The sequence below is a fragment of the Neobacillus sp. 204 genome (assembly GCF_046562815.1).
Classification (GTDB): Bacteria; Bacillota; Bacilli; order Bacillales; family Cytobacillaceae; genus Neobacillus.
Genome location: NZ_JBJORY010000007.1, coordinates 33318 through 52708, shown reverse-complemented (window position 1 = coordinate 52708; position 19391 = coordinate 33318). Strand labels below are relative to the sequence as shown.

The following is a 19391-nucleotide window of genomic DNA, read 5'->3' as shown; positions in this document are numbered from 1 at the left end:
TTGTAAAGGTTGTTGTTATTTAACCCGCAGCTTTCCGCGGGCTCAAAAAATAGAACCACCCTGTGTTGGTTCGTAAAGGGGTGGTTCTTAAAAAATTAAATTAACGACTTTTCCATCATAGAATCGAAAGTGGAGGTCATACTTTTGTGTGCGTTCTTTTCTTTATACATCTCCTGATCGGCCATTTCGAGAATTTTTTCAAGTGTAATGATAGTACCGGGTTGATAGTGATAAAAACCATAACTGGCGGAGATAGAATAAGGCTTTTGTTGCGTGTTATTAATCTCCTCAAAACCATACTTAATGGTCTTCATCAACTCCTGCACGTCATTTATTTGCTTTTGAAAGAAGATAATGATAAATTCATCCCCGCCTAATCGGAATAAGATATCCATATTCGTGATATGACGATTGATCGTGTCACAGCAAGTCTTGATAAGGTCATCACCAGTGGAATGACCGAATCGATCATTTGTCTTTTTCAAATCGTTAATATCGATATAGCAGATAATAAATTCTTGAGATTCTGACCCGCCGGATAATTGTTGATTGAGGATTTCCATTCCACTTCTTCGGTTTAACACCCCAGTGAGCATGTCAATCGAAGCATGTTTAAATAGCTCTTCCTCATTTTTTTTCAGATCGGTGATGTCGGTAACACCGATAAGAATACAAGGTTCATCCGAGTAATCCACCAATTCTAAACTCAACATGACCCATTTTCTGATCTTAGCAGTTATTTGTTGCTCCATCACATAGTTTTTAATACTTTGCTGCTCTATCAGACGTTTCAGGATAGCTAATTTTTCCTCAGGATTTTGAAATAAGAATTTTCCGTCAATTTGTGCAGTGTCATTACTTTGGAGTTGGTAGTATTCAATTGCGTGTTTATTCATTAATAAAATCTCATCAGTATGTAGCTTGGAAAGAATGATTGGGTTCGGATTCATATTGAATAATCGCCGGAAATTTTCCTCATTCCTGCGTAATTTCATTTTATTTAAATAATCATTCATACGAAATGAAAATAATGATAGAGCAATCATGAAAGAAATCACAGCGGTTCCTGTCGAGTTAATCAATTTTGACAAAAACGAGAAGTGGTCTTCTTCGATAAGATATAAACCCGTTAAGAAAATCAAATGGATTCCAAAATATAGAATCAATAGGTGTCTTGGCTGAATCGGCAGGAAAACGGCTACTCCTAGTAATATAATAATATAGGCATAGATATTTCCAGTAAATAACTGACTATTAATAGAAGAAACAGCCCCGATGATTAAATAGAAAAGGATATAACTAGTAACGACGTACCCCTTAGAAATATTTGTGTAAAAATGATAAATGAATAGAAAGATAAGGGAGATAACTAGGCCTGTGATGTGAACGGCTGAAAGAATGAATTTGAACGTAGGGTTGCTTAGGCCTTTAAAAAGGAAAAAGTCGACAATGAAAAAACAGGGATAGGTGAAAATTAACATATAAGAAACGAGCTTAATTCGCTCATATAATAACTCGTAGTTATGATTAATAAACTCGCGATTAGAAGTAGAATTCATAACTTTTCTCTTAAAAAGATTACTTGCAAAAAACCTCAAACACATCACCCCTTTTTTCCCATTTCCCCCGAGTATTTTAGCATAATTCGGGAGGCCTGTCACAAAAAGAGTGGGTGTCAGGCACTAACAAAAGATTGGTGTCAGGCACCATTCAAACAAGGAAAAAGCCCAATTTCTGCAGATGAAACCAACAGAATCGGGCTCTTTCTCGACTAGTTCTATTGTTTTAATGGGACTTCTTCCGTCCGTTTTTCGCCGTAAATGCCCCTAGACTCGAGGAATCGCTGGATTCTCTTTAGGGCTTCTTGCAGCTGCGGCATTGAGGCTGCGTAGGAGCAGCGAATATAACCCTCGCCGCTTTCCCCGAACACATTACCCGGTACGACGGCAACCTTTTCCTTCATTAATAGTTCTTCGGCAAATTGTTCGGAGCTGAGGCCGGTTGCCTTGATTGATGGGAAGACATAGAAGGCTCCTCCCGGTGTATGACAGTCCAACCCGATTTTATTCAAGGTTTGCACGACATAGTTTCGTCTCATCCGATAGCTTCGTTTCATAGCTTCTACTTCATGAAATGTATTCTTTAGTGCCTCGATCGCACCGTATTGGAGCATGGTTGGTGCGCACATGGTCGTGTATTGAAAAATCTTCAACATGACCTCAATAAATTCCTTAGGGGCAGCGAGCATCCCTAAGCGCCAGCCGGTCATTGCAAAGCCTTTTGAGAATCCATTGATTAAAATGGTTCGCTTGTACATGCCTTCAATCGCAGCGAAACTTGTATAGGTTTCTTCGTAGGTTAACTCCGCATAGATCTCGTCGGAGACAACGATTAGGTCATGCTTTTCAACGATTGCGGCAATTTCCATGAGTTCTTCTCTATTTAAGGTACTGCCTGTTGGATTGTTAGGTGAACAAAACAAAATGGCTTTCGTTTTTTCGGTAATGGCTCCTTCTAGTTGTTCTGCCGTTAATTTAAACCCATTGGCAGGTGAGGTAGAGATGGCGACAGGTGTCCCGCCGGCAATCGCAACTAAGGGAGCGTAAGAAACGAACGCTGGTTCCACAATTAGCACTTCATCGCCTTGGTTTAAAATGGCCCGAAACGCTAGGTCGATAGCTTGACTTGCTCCGACTGTGACGATGATTTGATTTTTTGGATCATAATTGACAGCAAATCTAGTTCCAAGATAATTAGCGATTTCCTGCCGTAATTCTAATAAACCTGGGTTTGCGGTATAAGCGGTATACCCTTGTTCCATTGATAAGATGGCCGCCTCGCGAATGTTCCAGGGGGTAATAAAGTCGGGTTCGCCAACCCCTAATGAAATGACGTCTTTCATGCTGGCGGCTAGATCGAAAAATTTCCTTATCCCAGAGGGCTGTAATTCTTTAGCGGTTTCAGATATATAGTGGGAATAATCCTTTTTCATGGTGTAATCACCATTCTCCGGTCTTTATCATCGGTACTACCAAAAATCACACCATCATGTTTGTATTTTTTTAACATAAAATGCGTCGTGGTGGAAATGACATTTTCAATCGTGGAAAGTTTTTCCGATACAAAGGTTGCGATTTGATTCATGGTTTGCCCTTCAATCGTGATCGACAAATCATAGGCGCCACTCATAAGGTATAGAGACGTTACTTCTGGAAAACGATAAATTCTCTCGGCAACCTCATCGAAACCCACACCGCGTTTTGGTGTTACCTTTACATCGATCATTGCGATGATGTTTTCCTGCCCTTCGACTTTGCTCCAATCGATGAGAGCGGGATAACTAACGATCACCTTTTCTTCTTCTAATTTTTTTATGGTTTTTCTGACTGATTCTTCGCTGCTCATCACCATTAAGGCAATTGTTTCTTCGGAGATTTTATGGTTTTCTTCGATTAGCTTTAATATTTCCAGTTCTTCATTACTTAGTTTCATAAGGTGCCTCCTGATTTATATTTCATACTAATGATTTTAAAGGAGGATGGCTATTAACTCAAATGAAAGTGTTGGGATTATTCCCCCTTTTTTGATAATTAACGATTGAACAAATTAAATTTTGGACGTGCTCATCGCTTAATTGTCTGGTAATCTAGGTATATTTTTTAGGTGTCAGGCACCACAACAAAGAGTAAAGATTATTGTAAATTTACTGATAATAATAAAAATATATTGACGGCGGGTTTGGTTGTGTTATATATTGTAACAAAATGATGTTAGATAATATAACATGACATAAGGGGCCGGTTCTCTTGAAAAAAATAGAAGCGATTATTCGACCTGAAAGATTAACGGACACGATTAAGGGATTAAAAAATATGGGTATTTTAGGCTTTACTGTTTCTCAAGTGGTTGGCAGAGGAAAACAAAAAGATACGCAGGGTGTCTACCGTGGGAAAAATTATCAGGTAACATTGCATCCTAAAGTAAAACTGGAGATTGTTCTTTCGGATTATTTGGTGGAATCGACGATCCGGACGATTGTGCATTCTGCCCAAACTGGTGAAGATGGCGACGGTAAGATCTATGTTTACCCGATTTTGGAGGCCTATAACATTCGGACAGGGACAATAGATTATGATATCGAGGATTTAGCTAATAAGGAGGGATGACTTGTGGAATTAATGTACATTAATACGGTGTGGGTCGTCCTCGCGGCGGCAATGGTATTGTTTATGGAAGGCGGATTTAGTTTGCTGGAGGCTGGTTTAGTCCGAACAAAAAATGCCGTCAATGTCACAATGAAAATTTTTGTAGACCTAACTATTGGTGCTTTAGCATTTTGGCTCATCGGCTTTGCAGTCATGTTTGGAAAAGATGCATTTGGATTCATTGGGACGAACTTATTTGGAAGCCCCGAAAAAATTGCTCTTTCAATCGAACTGCCTAGTGTTGCTTTCGTGCTTTTTCAAATGGGATTTGCGGTAGCATGTGTTTCAATCATTTCAGGGGCAGTTGCCGAACGGATGAATTTTAAAGCCTATGTGGTCACCGCGGCACTCATCTGTATTTTAATTTATCCTCTTTCTGGTCATTGGATCTGGAATAGCGAGGGATGGTTAGCCAAGTTAGGGATGAAGGACTTTGCGGGATCGGCAGCCATTCATGCAGTTGGTGGCTTTGCTGCTTTTGCGATGGCAAAACTGTTAGGACCAAGAAGAGGAAGATTTAATTCTGATGGCAGCTCTAATGTGTTTGCGCCTAGTAACATTCCATTAGCTTCCGCCGGGGCCTTTATCCTTTGGTTTGGATGGTTTGCGTTTAATGCGGGAAGTACATTAGATGCTTCCAGTTCCGCGCTAGCGCCGATTGCCATCAACACGATGTTAGCTGGAGCAAGTGGAGGAACGGCGGCATTATTCATGACGATGAAAAAGTTTGGAAAAGCCGATCCAAGTATGACGATTAACGGTGTGTTGGCTGGATTAGTAGCGATCACAGCAGGATGTGCCTTTGTAACGGAGTGGAGTGCGGTTCTCATTGGCGCGATAAGTGGTGTGCTCGTTATTTATACCACTCTCTTTGTTGATTATTTGAAGGTGGATGATCCTGTTGGTGCAGTAGCCGTGCATGGTTTCGGCGGGGTTTTTGGAACCATTGCGGTTGGATTGTTTGATACCACTCAAGGATTATTGACAACAGGTAATGTCTCCCTATTAGAAGTGCAACTTTTAGGTGCCGTTGTCGTGATTGTTTGGGGGCTAATTGGCGGTACTTTTATTGCGAAGGTGTGCGAAAAAACAGTCGGTTTCCGAGCAACAGAAAAGGAAGAAGAAGAAGGCTTGGATATGTCCTACCATGGCATTCCTGCTTACAATGAATTAGAGCGTTTTACCGACCTGCCGACAAGTTTGTTTAATTTTGAAGAAACAACAGGTATCACGGTTGCTTCTCCTGCTAGTCGGAAAGAAAAGGTAGTTTGATGGAACTATCATCTAAATAAGCCAAAAAAAGACAGGTTCATATGTAGAACTTGTCTTTTTTTGTTTGGTTTATTATATAAATAAAAAGTAACAAACGTGCGTACTTAAAATCTAGTAATAATTGTTTATTATTTAAGGACAATGAAGAGTGCAATAGGTAGTCAAGATAACTAGTCTAATCAACATCTCTAACATTTTAACAACTCCTTTTTTGGAATTGATTATTACAATTGATATCATATCCTTTGTTTATTAAGTCTGTATTTATTAATTGTAAATTTATTGTCAATCTTGTTAAAGCAGTGAAATAAGCATTAATGAAAAAAGGAAAGGACGAAATGGACTAGTTAACTTTAATATTTCGCTAAAATATTGTGAAAATTATTGATAATTAGTTAATAATTGTAAAGAATGAGTAATTCATATTCTTTTCCTCTCGAATTTTTATATTATGGGATTGTACCAAATTTGAAACAATCAAGGAGGAAGATGAAAATGAAAGATTTAAAAAAATGGGTTGTAGTTTTAATGGCGTCTTTCATGTTGGTAGGAGTAGCCTCAGGTTGTAGCAATACAAAAACAGATGCGGATACAGAACAAAATCAAGATAATGGAGATACTGGTTCCCAAGACGGCGGATCTAATCAAGAGTCAGAAGAATCTGGGCAATAATATAAAATTTGCCGAATTTGATAGAGTTATATACAGGGTGGCCATTTTTTGGCACCTTGTTTTTTTGTCTATTTTTCCGGGCACTCCGACATATGTGGAGTGTGCTAAAACTACTAATGAGAGAGCTGGATTCTAAGAAAAAAGGACGGCGGAATCAACAAAATTTTACAAACTACATCAATTCTTTACAAAACTATACAATGGATTAACACTCCCTTAACAAATAAGGATTAATCTTAAACCTGTAAACAACATCAAAATTAATAGGGGGATTCAAAGAAATGAAAAGTTTGAAAAAATTAAGCCTACTTACATTGCTAGCAGCGTTAATGGTTGTCATGGCTGCATGTGGAGGCGCAACTTCTACAGACAAGACAGAAGGAACTGCGAAGAAAGAAACGGCAAAGACTGAAGAAACAAAAGAACTTTCTGGCTCATTAACTATTTCTGGTTCCTCTGCGATGCAGCCTTTAGTAGCAGCTGCAGCTGAAGAATTTATGAGTGAAAATCCAAAGGTTGATATACAAGTAAACGCGGGTGGATCTGGTACAGGCTTATCACAAGTTGCTGAAGGATCTGTTCAAATTGGTAACTCAGACGTTTTTGCTGAAGAAAAAGAAGGGATTCCAGCGGATCAGCTAGTTGACCATAAAGTAGCTGTTGTAGGTATGACTGCTGCTGTTAACCCTAAAGTTGGTATTAAAGATATTAAGAAAGAAGATTTAATTAAAGTGTTCACTGGAAAAATTACCAACTGGAAAGAACTTGGCGGAGCTGATCAGAAAATTGTTTTAGTAAACCGTCCTGACTCTTCTGGAACACGTGCAGTATTTAATAAGTTTGCTCTTGATGGAGCCACACCTGCTGAAGGAATTACGGAAGATTCTTCAAACACTGTTAAAAAGATTATTAATGAAACTGATGGTGCCATTGGTTATCTAGCTTTCTCTTATTTTACTGATGAATCTGTCACACCACTTGCTATTGATGGTGTGGAACCAACTGCAGAAAATGTACAAACCGGTGAATTCCCGGTATGGGCCTACCAGCATTCTTATACAAAGGGCGAGCCTAATGAGCTTTCAAAAGCCTTCTTCGATTATTTGATGAGTGAGGATGTTCAAAATAATTTATTACAAGAACAAGGATACCTGCCTGTAACAAAAATGACAGTAGAACGTGACGCACAAGGCAATCAGAAAGATCTTTAAGACTAATATTTTTATATTCATTATGCTTAGTAGATAGAGAAACACAATTAGGGTGTCAGGCACCATGTGAAATTTTCACATGGTGCCTGACACCCTTCTTTTTTTCTTAAGGATAAGTTAAGGAACGGACAAGATAATAGGCTCATCAAATAAATAACTTCCCTGTTGGCTGAGGTCGTAACTGCAGCGGGGAGCGAAGGAGTAGAAATAGATGAAGAAGTGGATTTGGATTCTTGTCAGTGTTGTGGTTATTGGGTTTGTCGGATTTCAGTATTATAAATCAAAAACGGTGAGTACGGAGGCAGCAGCTCAAACTCGAACAGCAGTGGTACAACAAGGCAAGCTCGAAGTGAAGATTAGTGGTTCAGGTACAGTTGAACCAGTGACTAGTGAAGATATAAAATCGACGGTCGATAATGATGAAATTGATGAAGTGTTAGTTTCAGCTGGTGACAAAGTAAGCGAGGGTGATGAATTAATTACCTTCACTGATGATAGTGATCCGATTACAGCACCCGCTGACGGGACAATTACGACGGTTTCTGTTTTAGAAGGTGAACGGGTAACCAATGGTCAAGTGGTCGCCCATCTTACTGATTACAAGGATTTACAAACAGTGGTACAGGTGGATGAGTTAGACATTACGAAAATTAAAAAGAAGCAGACGGTTAGCTTAACCGTAAGTGCATACCCTGACAGCACCTTTACTGGCAAGGTAACAGAGATTGCGGCAGAGGGGACATCTGCGAACGGAACGTCGACTTTCGATGTCACCATCCATATTGACCAGCCTAAGAACTTAAAAGTCGGGATGAGTACCGAAGCAAGTATTTTAACCCAGAGTAAGGAAAATGCTCTCTATGTTCCAGTTGATGGGGTTTATACCAATAATAACGAGAAGTATGTGATTGTCACCTCAGCTTCAACCGATACGAGTTCCGGCGGAACAGCAGGAACAAGTCAGCAAAAGACAGTGAAAACAGGAATTTCTACTGATGAGTATGTAGAACTAACAGAAGGTGTAACTGCAGGTGAAACGATTCAATTACCTGAACTTGCAACAAGTAATTCAACTAACAGCCAAGGCGGTATGATGAGAGGCAGCATGGGCGGCATGGGTGCAATGACTGGCGGCATGCCTCCGGGTGGAAATGGACAAGGAGCGCAAAGCGGAAAGGGTGGCAATTAATGAGTACACTGATTATTCAAATTAAAAATATGATGAAAACCTATAAACTTGGCGGTGAAACGGTCCATGCCCTCAATGATGTGTCATTAGAAATCCAAAAGGGTGAATTTCTAGCGATTATTGGACCCTCCGGTTCAGGGAAGTCCACTTTAATGAACATGCTTGGCTGCCTTGATCGCCCTAATAAAGGCACGTATCACCTTGATGGCAAAGATATTGGAAAAATGGATGATAACAGCTTAGCGACGATTCGGAATCGGAAGATTGGGTTTATTTTCCAAAACTTTAACTTGTTAACTAAGCTCTCAGCACTCGAAAATGTGGAATTACCCTTGCTATATGCAGGTGTACCCACACGTGAAAGGCGCGAGCGGGCATTAGAAGGATTAGATAAGGTGGGCTTGAAGGATCGCGCCGGCCACCTGCCAACCCAGCTCTCCGGGGGGCAGCAACAAAGGGTTGCGATAGCGAGAGCTCTAGTTGGCCAGCCGGCCATTCTCCTTGCCGATGAACCAACCGGTGCTCTTGATAGTAAAACAAGCAAGGAGATTCTCATTATAATGAAGGAATTGAATGAATTAGGACATACGATTATTTTAATCACACATGACCTGGAAATCGCAAAACAAGCAAAAAGAATGGTCAGTATTCAAGACGGCCAGCTCATTGAGAATGGGGGTGTCCTGCTTGGGAATCTTGCAATCCATTAAAATGGCCCTTCGGAGTATCAGGAGTAATAAACTCCGGGCGGTCCTGACAATGCTCGGAATCATCATTGGGGTCTCCTCCGTAATTGTTCTGGTATCGATTACTCAAGGGTCAGCTAAAAACGTCACGAGTCAAATCAATCAATTAGGAACCAACCTTTTGACAGTGAACACCTATAGTACCGATATTGAATTAACCGAAGATAAAATTAGTAAGTTAAGTGAGATCAGTGGTGTGAAAGCTGTCGCACCGGTTGTTTCAGGCCGGGTATATCTAAAAAAAGACAGGACCTCTTCACAAATTACCTTAACAGGAACGAATGCGGCTTATTCTGACGTTCGTGATGCAAAGGTCAGTCAAGGGCGCTTTATTACCGACTTAGATGTCGAGTACCGCCAAAAGATTGTCGTGCTGGGATCAGAAACGGCTACCACCTTTTTCGGCACCGAGAATCCGATTGGGCAATATATTCATGTGTCAGGCACCTCGTTCAAAGTTGTTGGTGTCCTAGCTTCGAAGGGAAGTTCACTCGGGCAGAGCGGCGATAATGTCGTTATCGTCCCATTGAGTACGGGTCAGCGTTTAGTTGGCAATACGACGATTAGCACTGTTTATTTGCAAGGAAAAAGCAAAAATCAAATGGATTTCGTCATGAATGAAGTCAAAATGTCACTTGCCAGCATGTATCCTGGTAAAAGTGATTATTATGGCGTAACTAACCAGCAGGACGTGATGGACACAATGAGTTCTGTATCCGACACGATGACCATGATGCTAGGTGGAATTGCAAGTATCTCCTTATTGGTCGGCGGGATTGGTATCATGAATATCATGCTGGTGTCGGTGTCAGAACGGACCAAAGAAATCGGGATCAGAAAAGCAATTGGTGCCAAACGGCGTGATGTGCTCTTACAATTTTTAATTGAGGCCGTCGTGTTGAGTTCGATGGGCGGCTTAATTGGAATTCTTTTTGGACTAGGCTTAGGAAAAATGGTTTCATCATTGATGAGTTTAAGCATCGCCTACTCACCATCCGTGATTCTATCATCGTTCATATTCTCACTTGTGGTCGGCGTCGTTTTTGGCGTATTCCCAGCGAACAAGGCATCCAAATTGAATCCGATTCAAGCACTCCGGTATCAGTAGGATTTTGCTTTCCGTCAAGACCGCAAAATTTTGGTTTCGCAAATAAAACCGGTAGTTTCGCAAATAAACCCGGGAGTTTCGCAAATAAACCCGGGAGTTTCGCAAATAAAAGCCGGAGCTTCGCAAATAAACCCGATTCATTCGCAAATAAATTAACTTTTTTAATAAAAAAGCTGCTCAATGGGGCGCTTTACACGAGATGATCTACCTAAATCAATGAAAATGAGGAGATTCTATATGAAAAAAACGAGAAAAGCCCACTTATGGATTGGTTTAATCTGTTCCATCTTTATTTTAATCGAGTCAGTAACGGGGTTGTTGATGAATGAACCCTGGTTAATCGGCCAGACAGAAATGGAAGGCAATCGTGGTAATTTCCAGCCAGGACAGTTTAATCAAGGTGCCATGCAAAAAGGAACAGCAACCGATTCGGGTCAAACCACTGGCCAAGCTCAAGGTCAAACTCCAGGTCAAAATGGAGTAATCGCTAACGGTCAAACTGGATCCAATGCAACCGGTCAATTCCCTGGCCGGCCTGGAACTGGCGGCCTTGGAGGAGAAGGCGGTACTGGTTCGATTACCAGTATCATCAGAGGTCTTCACGAAGGCAAAATCGGTACAACGAATGTGAAATGGCTCGTTGACCTAGTTGCAATAGCAATGATTTTCTTAACCGGTTCAGGTATTTTCTTATCCATGAAAGTCCTTAAAGCGGATAAAAAGAGAAAAAGTAGAAAAGTAGATGGGCAAGTAGCATAAAACAAAAGAGTGTCAGGCACCAAAACGTGCCTGACACTCTTTTTTTCACCGTTTGTTCCAATGCAAGATGCAAATTATGTAGTTTTTTCGACAAAATGTTATAATAAGAAAAGTATTTGAAATTCTAGCTAAGGGGAAATGGATATGATTCTCGTCGTTGGCGGAGCAGGTTACATTGGTAGCCATCTTGTAAAGGAATTAGTTGAAAAAGAAGAAGTGGTGATTCTCGATAACTTATCAACTGGTCACCGTGAAGCGGTAGACAGTCGTGCTGTCTTTGTTGAAGGTGATTTAGGTAATGAAGAAGATTTACAAATGATTTTCAAAAGTTATCCAATCAAGGCTGTAATGCACTTTGCTGCTTTTAGCTTGGTAGGGGAGTCTGTGGTAGATCCTTTGAAATATTATCAAAATAATGTGGCAGCCACGCTTACCTTGTTACAAGTAATGATCAAAAACAACGTAAAAAACTTTATTTTCTCTTCTACTGCCGCTACTTATGGAATTCCTGATGTGGAGTTGATCGATGAGACTACTCCAACTAGACCGATTAATCCCTATGGACATTCGAAACTGATGATTGAACAAATTTTGTCTGATTTCTCCAAATCCTATGGATTAAACTATGTGATCTTACGCTATTTCAATGCAGCAGGCGCTCATGAATCAGCAGTGATTGGAGAAAGTCATGACCCAGAAACACACTTAATCCCGATTGTTCTTCAACAACTGTTAGGGCAGCGTGAAAAAGTAGCCGTTTTTGGATCGGATTATGATACGGCCGATGGGACATGTATTCGTGATTATATCCATGTCACTGATTTAGCGAGTGCCCATATTCTTGCCCTTGAGGCGCTATTAACCGGGAAAAAATCAACGGAGATATATAATCTTGGCAACGGACTTGGCTATTCGGTGAAGGAAGTCATTGAAACTTGTGAAAAAGTAACCGGTATAGAGGCGAATGTTGAAATGGCGGACCGCCGTGCGGGAGACCCAGCCATGCTTGTGGCTTCCTCGCAAAAAATTCATTCCGAACTTGGCTGGAAGGCAGAACGGAACTTGGAACGAATTATTGCTGATGCTTGGAGATGGCACCAAAAACAACAGTATTAAAACAATGTGGTGCCTGACAACACTTCCATACTTAAAAAAAACTGGCCACCACTAAACTCTGTGGGGCCAGTTTTTTTATTAATCAACAAACAATTCTACCTTGCTTTGGGGTAATTGAAATTGCTCCAAGAAATTATTTTTTCTTCAAACTTATTAACTCCGTAACGGTTTTACCGTTTTGAACTGTTTTGACCTCCCCAATATTTTTGGCATAGTAGGTGATATACCCGGAATCTTCTTTTACCTCGATACAGTTTTTAAATGTACCAGCAGGAGTTTTGACTGTTTTTTTCAGCGAAGTAATCCATGCTTGCCCTTCCCCTTCATAGCCGATATCCCATCTTTGGCCGACCTTGGCAGGATATTTGATGTCGATGTAATATTCAGAGTCAATATACCCGGTATAGAGTCCTTTACTGTCTTCTCCGACAATAAATTTTTGTTTTCCAGATGGGGAAGAGGAATACCAAATGTCCCAGGAAAAATCGTCTTTCTTTCCGGTCGGGATTAATTGATACATTCCGTCCTTCCCTTTATATGTATAGACCTTGGTTGTGTTGAGCAGAAAGCTAACCTTTTTTGAAATAAACTTCAAATATTTGGTGGAGACATATGCTTTTTTGGATTTGTATTTAATTTGTGACCAGCCTGATTTTGTTTTCGAATAAACCGTAACTTTGGTTCCTTTTTTTAGGACAGCTTTTATCTTGGAGTGAGTCGTAGGCTTTTCTCTTACATTTAGAGCCTTCGTATTGACAGTTGCAGAAGTAATAGAAGCAGCAAAGGAAGTCGTTTGAAAAGGCATGAGGATACTTACCACCAGTGTAAGTGCGATTAATACTTTAATGAATACTTTCAAAATTATCCCTCCATTTCTACTTTAATTGTATGGAAGGGAATTCTATTAATAAATGAATATAAATACAAAAATATAGACAATATCCGAGCTTGTCTTCGTTCAGAATTTGTAGAAGTTTAGGGTCAGTGGCGAATTGTGTAGAATCCTGTTTTTATAGTAAAATTTCAATGTTTAGACTTATTTGCTCATTTACCTGGATTACGAACTTGGGTATGTTTTTCATAGTTACAAATTGAAAGGCTGTGGATGGTTTGAAACTATTCTATAAAAATTATCGCTTCACATTTATCCTACTAACTGCCATTATCGTAGGCGGGGCGGCAGGTTTGATATTTGGACCAAAGGCCTCTATTGTAAAGCCGTTTGGGGATTTATTCTTAAATTTAATGTTCATGATGATCGTCCCATTGGTGTTTTTCAGCATCACTTCGGCGATTTCAAATATGAATGGGATGAAACGACTTGGAAAGATCATGGGCAGCATCCTGGTCGTGTTCTTGGTAACAGCTTTAGTGGCTGCAATCCTTGGCCTAACCGGTGCGTCGATTATTCATCCGATTGAACATGCAGATATTGCTTCGATTAAAGAAGTGATGAACCATTCAGCGGTGGGGACAGATGCCGAGGAAATGTCGTTTCTTGACCGACTTGTTGCTACCTTCACGGTATCGGACTTCAATTTATTACTATCAAGAAATAATATGCTGCAATTGATTGTTTTCTCGCTCTTATTTGGAATTTCAACCGCGATGGTGGGGGAAAAAGCGAAACCAGTGGCTACCTTTTTATCAGCAGCATCGGCAGTAATGATGAAGATGGTCAGCATTATCATGTACTATGCTCCGATTGGGCTTGGCTGTTATTTTGCCGCGGTGATAGGCGAACTTGGCCCGCAAATTTTAGAGGGATATGCCCGCTCGTTTGTTTTATATCTGATACTTGCCGTCATTTATTATTTCGGGTTCTTCACCCTGTATGCCTTTATTGCCGGGGGAAAAGACGGAGTGAAGGTGTTTTGGAAAAATGCCATCACTCCTTCGGTTACTGCAATTGCCACATGTTCGAGTGCCGCCTGTATTCCTGTTAATTTAGCAACAGTCAGAAAAATGGGGGTGCCAAAGGATATCGCCGAAACGATTATTCCGCTTGGTGCCAATACGCATAAGGATGGATCTGTGTTTGGCGGTGTGCTGAAAATTGTCTTCCTCTTTGCGTTGTTCGGCAAGGATATAACGAGTATCTCTAATATTTTAAGTATTTTGGCGGTTGCCTTTTTAGTTGGTGCCGTGATGGGCGCGATTCCTGGTGGGGGGATGATCGGTGAGATGTTAATTATCAGCGTGTACGGCTTACCGCCAGAAACATTGCCAATTATTGCCGTGATCAGCACAATTATTGATGCCCCAGCAACATTGCTTAATTCAACTGGTAACACCGTGTGCGCGATGCTGGTCACACGCTTGGTCGAAGGGAAAAACTGGCTGAGTAAAGCCTTTAGAAACGGGGAAATGGGTGCCTGACACCAACTTATAGTTTATGAAATGCTGTTTAGAATATTTATGTTCTTGCAGCTTTTTTGTTTTTTGAGGACAAAATTTGTAGTTTGTAGGGTAAGATTAGGTTATTAAAAAGTTTGATCGGTAAGGGGTTCTTTTGATGGATGGTAAAAATATGGAACGGGAAGATCAATTATTTGGGTTATCGAGCGTCCATTTACTAAATGAACGCCTCCAGTTAACGTTAGCCTTCAGCAAGAGATATCAAATGTCAACCGCAGTTTGTTACCTTCGTTTATTTTTGCCACCGGAATTCTCTCAGCATAAAGAAAATGAAATCGAAACGGTTCTCATGAATAAAATCTCAGAAAGACTCCGTCGCTCTATTAGAGATATTGATACCGTTATCCAGATAAATAAAACCGATTTTATTATTTTAATAGCTGATATTACGGAGCATGATTGCAAGGTGATTTGTGAACGGGTTATGGCTTCGATTGCAGACAGGTATACGATTGATTTTAATTATTTATCAATAAACAGCAGTATGGGGATTTGTATGTATCCCTATGGCTCTGAAAACCCAGATGAACTCAAAACTCTGGCAAAGGCGCAAATGTATGAGGCAGGAGAGGCCTTAGAAAATGGTATTTCTTTTTATAAAGGGGAGTTAAATCCTGCCGCCTATCGGAAAGTGCTAATTGAAAATGACCTTCCGTATGCGCTGAAAAAAGGGCAGCTTTATGTTGAATACCAGCCTCAGTATTGTTTGGAGCAACGGGCCATCGTCGGAGCGGAAGCCTTAATCCGCTGGAACCATCCTAGTTTAGGTGCCATTTCTCCAGGGGAATTTATCGCCTATGCGGAGCAAGCCGGCATGCTAAACGGGCTTTTTTTCTGGGTGTTTGAAGAGGTGTGTAAAAAGATGGCTAGCAAGAAGGATCGGATGCTGAAATATTCGATTAACTTGTCTGTGAATCAACTTTTACTTGATTCTCTTATTCTAGATATCTCGAATATTCTAAATCGGTACTCTGTCTCAGCAGCACAACTTACCTTGGAGATTACGGAGAATATTGAGATTTATACGATTCGGAAGGTGAATGAGAAACTCCATTTATTAAGAGAAATGGGATTCACAATCGCCTTGGACGATTTCGGAAATGGCTATTTCTCGTTCTCAGACTTTATTAAGCTGCCGATTGATTTCATTAAGCTCGACCGGGATTTTGTGTTTAGTCTGTTGAAAAATAAAAAACACAAAGGCGTCATTACGCCGATTATTCAGATGGCCCATAACTTGGACCTGCAGGTGATTATTGAAGGAATTGAAGATTACAGTCAGTTTGTCGAATGGGTGAATCTCGATTGTGATATCATTCAGGGTTATTTTATAAGTAAACCGATTTCGTTTGAGGAGCTAACCACGTCAATTGGTGATATGGAGAAGAAAGTTGCGGTAGGCTTTTCAAGCGAGAAGGAGCAATAAAAGGATGGATGATTATGAAGAGAACAATTAAGGATATTTTCTATATTTTACTAGGCTCACTTATTTTTGCGTTAGGGGTCAATTATTTTACGATCCCCAATCATCTTTCAGAGGGAGGCATTTTAGGGATAACGATTATTGCACACTACTTGTTTGATTGGTCGCCGGGTGTCGTGAATTTTGTACTGAATGTGGTGCTGTTAGCAGTTGGCTATAAATTTTTTGAAAAAAGAACGTTTGTTTATACGCTGATTTCGATTGCAGCGTGTTCGGGGTTTTTATTTTTAACAGAGGATTTCGGGCATCGGGTAACCGAGGATACCTTTTTGGCATCAATTTTTGCGGGCTTACTAGTCGGAGCGGGGTTAGGGCTAATTTTCCGGACGGGAGGAACCTCAGGGGGTTCGACGATTCTAGCCAGATTGGCCAATCAATTGTTAGGTTGGAGTATTGGTAAAGGTATGCTGATAATTGATATTTTAGTAGTGTTAGGATCGATTTTTATCATTGGCCTAGAAAAGGGCATGTATACGCTGTTGATTGTGTTTATCGGGGCAAAGGCGATTGATTTCATTGTCGAAGGGCTCGATGAAAAGGTTGCGGTTATGATTATTTCGAATGTCCCTGAGCAGGTATTGGCCAACATCACCAATCGGATGTCACGCGGGTTAACCGTGCTTGACGGCCGCGGCGGCTACACAGGACAGAACAGAGAAGTCCTTTACATCGTCATCAATAAACAAGAAATCGTCCAACTAAAAAGTATTATCAAAGAAACGGATGATCACGCCTACGTAACCGTCCACAATGTCCATGAAATGCTTGGGCATGGCTATAAGGCTAGTTAATTTGGTGCCTGACACCCTTGACAACCGATGGGGGTTGTCAAGGGTGTCAGGCACTCGTCGTGGACAAATCTTCGTTTTGTCCGTGTGGAGTGGACAGCTGGTTTCATTCAGGTATAACTATTTAAATTTTTTCCACACTTACTCTTCCTGAGAAGAAGGTGGCGCCGCCGCCCATATCGGCGATACGGTCAGGAGTGAGGACGTTTACTAGCTGTTTTGCGGCTTGTGGATGGGACGGGTCAGCGGAATCCGCCCATAGTCCTTGCGTGACGACGACTCCAGGGAGGACTTGCTCACCCACGGAAACCTTCAGCTCGCATTCACCGCGATGGTTCCAGATTCGAACCTTATCCCCATCCTTAATCCCCGCCTTCAGAGCATCCTGATAATTCATAAACAATTTTGGCTCTTTCTCCAACGTGAGATGCTTGTGATTGTTGGAAAAGGTAGAGTTTAAGAAATTATGATTCGGGCCAGGCACAAACTGGTAGGGATGGTCCCCGTCGTTTACTAATGGAACATAGGTAGGCAATGGGGGATAGCCATCTTCTTTCATCTTTTCGGAAAATAATTCGATTTTACCGCTAGGAGTTGGAAGTGTTCCAGGGAAAATCGGTTTTACTTTGGCTTTCATGAATCGCTGCTCCACTAAAGATTCATAACTAATTCCTTCCAAATAAGGATTGTGCGGGTTATCTAGGGCTTGTGAAATCATTTCTGCCTCTGTCTCCTGAAAAAGTGGTTCAGTGAAGCTCATTTCCTTCGCGAGTAATCGGAACACATCGACATTGGACTTCGACTCAGTAAATGGTTCGATAACCGGCTGCTGCAGTTGAATGTAATGATGCCAATACGAAGTATAGATGTCTGTGTTTTCGAAGGAGGATGTCGCGGGTAAAACAATATCCGCGTATTTGGCGGTTTCTGTTAAAAATAAATCATGCACTACCGTAAATAAATCTTCCCGACCAAGCCCTTTTCTAACCTTATTGGCCTCAGGTGCAACCACGGCAGGATTGGCTCCGTACACAAAAAGTGATTTCACTGGCGGATATAGTGAGAGTAACGTGTCGCCGAGTACGTTCATGTTGATCACGCGAGTTTGTTTGTTTTTCAATAGATCCGGGCGCTGCAAATGTGCTGTATTCGTGGCAAGATAGGCCGAATTTCCTTTGATGGCGCCGCCGCCTTTTAACAGCCATTGGCCGGTGAGGGCAGGAAGGCAAGCAACGGTCCGGACGAACATCCCGCCATTGTCGTGATGCTGTGGTCCATTGCCGATGCGAATAAAAGATGGTGATGTTTCACCGTACATCCGGGCAAGTCTGTAAATATCATCAACTGGCACACCTGTGATCGCTGAAACGGTGATCGGATCGTACTGAATGACATGCTCACGCAGTTCCTCATGTCCGACGGTATACTTTTGTAAAAAGTCTTGATTGACCAGGTTTTCGGCAAATAAGACGTGCATCATCCCTAAAGCCAGGGCGCTGTCGGTGCCAGGTAAAATCGGAATAAACCAATCTGCTAATCTACCAGTTTGATTTTTGTGGACATCGATGACAATGATTTTGGCGCCGTTTTGTTTACGGGCTTTTTGAGCGAGGGCGACTTGATGCATATTGGTGCTCGCTGCATTAATCCCCCAAAAAATGAATAGCTTAGAATGAATCGTATCCTCAGGGTCGATGCCGATGCTGCCGCCCATTATATATTTATAGCCGACAGAGCCGGCTGCTGAACAGATCGTTTGATCTAAGCGGGAAGCCCCGAGGCGATGGAAGAATCGGCGGTCCAAGCCCTCGGCACTAAGCCTGCCCATGTTGCCGTAAAAGCTGTAAGGAAGAATGCTTTCCGGGCCGTCCGAATCGATCAACTCCTTCCAGCGGGAAGTAATGGTCTGGATTGCTTCCGTCCAGCTGATTCGTTCGAACTGGCCTTCACCTTTTTTGCCTATGCGTCTTAGTGGGTATTTCAAGCGGTTATTATCATAGATGCGTTCTGTCATATTCCGGACTTTGTTGCAAATATGCCCTTGGGTGACCGGATGCTGCGGGTCGCCTTCCACTTTAATAATCTTCCCGTTCTCCTTATGTAGAAGTAATCCACACTGATCCGGGCAATCCAGCGGACAAACCGCATGAAAAACACCATCACGTTCCTCTATAAAAGAAGCCATAGCCTAACCAATCTCCCTTCGTGTTTCGTGTAATTACTATAGTGGTATTTGTTTTTGTTGTTTCATGACATTGTTTGGTGTCAGGCACCAAACGTGGACAAGCGTCCTTTGTAGAAGGACAATTGTAACCCCAAAGCTTTAACAAGAATATGTAATATTGCTACTATCATAACATCAAAATCTTCGGTTTGAAAAAATATGATAAGCTATTTTTATAGGTCATTGAGAGGCGGGGATTT

Annotated in this window: 17 protein-coding genes; 12 read left to right on the top strand and 5 right to left on the bottom strand. The window is 41.3% G+C overall.

The genetic code is table 11. The features are described 5' to 3' along the window. Positions 1 to 95: 95 nt before the first annotated feature. The 3 genes from ACJ004_RS15510 to ACJ004_RS15500 form a co-directional block, all read right to left on the bottom strand. Positions 96 to 1559 (bottom strand): sensor domain-containing diguanylate cyclase, encoded by a 1464-nt coding sequence (locus ACJ004_RS15510; RefSeq protein ID WP_410894002.1) that lies wholly within the window; start codon positions 1557 to 1559, stop codon positions 96 to 98. A 218-nt stretch (positions 1560 to 1777) separates the two neighbouring features. Next, positions 1778 to 2992: an aminotransferase gene (locus ACJ004_RS15505; RefSeq protein ID WP_410894001.1), complete on the bottom strand. Its 1215-nt coding sequence runs from the start codon at positions 2990 to 2992 to the stop codon at positions 1778 to 1780. Beyond that, on the bottom strand, positions 2989 to 3492 hold the full coding sequence (locus ACJ004_RS15500) for an Lrp/AsnC family transcriptional regulator (protein ID WP_410894000.1): 504 nt from the start codon (positions 3490 to 3492) through the stop codon (positions 2989 to 2991). Before ACJ004_RS15500 ends, ACJ004_RS15505 begins: the two co-directional genes overlap by 4 nt. Before the next feature lie 314 nt (positions 3493 to 3806). Here ACJ004_RS15500 and ACJ004_RS15495 point away from each other — a divergent pair, with 314 nt between their 5' ends. The 9 genes from ACJ004_RS15495 to galE all read left to right on the top strand — a co-directional run bounded on the left by ACJ004_RS15495 (position 3807) and on the right by galE (position 12278). Next, positions 3807 to 4166, top strand: coding sequence for a P-II family nitrogen regulator (locus ACJ004_RS15495; RefSeq protein ID WP_410893999.1), 360 nt, complete (start codon positions 3807 to 3809; stop codon positions 4164 to 4166). Between the two features lie 3 nt (positions 4167 to 4169). Beyond that, entirely contained in the window at positions 4170 to 5477 is a 1308-nt protein-coding gene (locus ACJ004_RS15490) for an ammonium transporter (RefSeq protein WP_410893998.1), read from the top strand. Between the two features lie 495 nt (positions 5478 to 5972). Beyond that, the gene (locus ACJ004_RS15485) at positions 5973 to 6149 is read left to right on the top strand and encodes a hypothetical protein (RefSeq protein ID WP_410893997.1); all 177 of its coding nucleotides are present in this window, start codon (positions 5973 to 5975) and stop codon (positions 6147 to 6149) included. Positions 6150 to 6430: 281 nt separating this feature from the next. After that, positions 6431 to 7360, top strand: coding sequence for a phosphate ABC transporter substrate-binding protein (locus ACJ004_RS15480; RefSeq protein WP_410893996.1), 930 nt, complete (start codon positions 6431 to 6433; stop codon positions 7358 to 7360). A gap of 211 nt (positions 7361 to 7571) precedes the next feature. Then, positions 7572 to 8549: an efflux RND transporter periplasmic adaptor subunit gene (locus tag ACJ004_RS15475; protein ID WP_410893995.1), complete on the top strand. Its 978-nt coding sequence runs from the start codon at positions 7572 to 7574 to the stop codon at positions 8547 to 8549. Further along, positions 8549 to 9259: an ABC transporter ATP-binding protein gene (locus ACJ004_RS15470; protein ID WP_410893994.1), complete on the top strand. Its 711-nt coding sequence runs from the start codon at positions 8549 to 8551 to the stop codon at positions 9257 to 9259. The genes ACJ004_RS15475 and ACJ004_RS15470 overlap by 1 nt, the downstream gene beginning before the upstream one ends. Next, complete coding sequence (locus tag ACJ004_RS15465; RefSeq protein ID WP_410893993.1) at positions 9237 to 10403, top strand: ABC transporter permease; 1167 nt, start codon at positions 9237 to 9239, stop codon at positions 10401 to 10403. Before ACJ004_RS15470 ends, ACJ004_RS15465 begins: the two co-directional genes overlap by 23 nt. Before the next feature lie 237 nt (positions 10404 to 10640). Next, the gene (locus ACJ004_RS15460) at positions 10641 to 11162 is read left to right on the top strand and encodes a PepSY-associated TM helix domain-containing protein (protein WP_410893992.1); all 522 of its coding nucleotides are present in this window, start codon (positions 10641 to 10643) and stop codon (positions 11160 to 11162) included. Positions 11163 to 11306: 144 nt separating this feature from the next. Next, positions 11307 to 12278 carry a UDP-glucose 4-epimerase GalE gene (gene galE, locus ACJ004_RS15455; protein ID WP_410893991.1) on the top strand — a complete coding sequence of 324 codons (972 nt, stop codon included), beginning with the start codon at positions 11307 to 11309 and terminating at the stop codon, positions 12276 to 12278. Positions 12279 to 12411: 133 nt separating this feature from the next. On the opposite strand, the gene ACJ004_RS15450 is transcribed toward galE, so the two are convergent. Next, positions 12412 to 13137, bottom strand: a complete 726-nt coding sequence (locus ACJ004_RS15450; protein WP_410893989.1) for an SH3 domain-containing protein — start codon at positions 13135 to 13137, stop codon at positions 12412 to 12414. A 251-nt stretch (positions 13138 to 13388) separates the two neighbouring features. Here ACJ004_RS15450 and ACJ004_RS15445 point away from each other — a divergent pair, with 251 nt between their 5' ends. The 3 genes from ACJ004_RS15445 (at position 13389) to ACJ004_RS15435 (ending at position 16970) form a co-directional block, all read left to right on the top strand. Then, a complete protein-coding gene (locus ACJ004_RS15445; protein ID WP_410893988.1) occupies positions 13389 to 14657 on the top strand; it encodes a dicarboxylate/amino acid:cation symporter in 1269 nt (422 codons plus the stop codon). A gap of 136 nt (positions 14658 to 14793) precedes the next feature. Next, a complete protein-coding gene (locus tag ACJ004_RS15440) occupies positions 14794 to 16122 on the top strand; it encodes a putative bifunctional diguanylate cyclase/phosphodiesterase (protein ID WP_410893987.1) in 1329 nt (442 codons plus the stop codon). Positions 16123 to 16133: 11 nt separating this feature from the next. Beyond that, positions 16134 to 16970, top strand: a complete 837-nt coding sequence (locus tag ACJ004_RS15435) for a YitT family protein (protein ID WP_410894319.1) — start codon at positions 16134 to 16136, stop codon at positions 16968 to 16970. A gap of 121 nt (positions 16971 to 17091) precedes the next feature. Here the strand turns inward: ACJ004_RS15435 and ACJ004_RS15430 are convergent, their stop codons facing one another. Next, positions 17092 to 19152: a molybdopterin-containing oxidoreductase family protein gene (locus ACJ004_RS15430; RefSeq protein WP_410893986.1), complete on the bottom strand. Its 2061-nt coding sequence runs from the start codon at positions 19150 to 19152 to the stop codon at positions 17092 to 17094. Positions 19153 to 19391 lie beyond the last annotated feature (239 nt).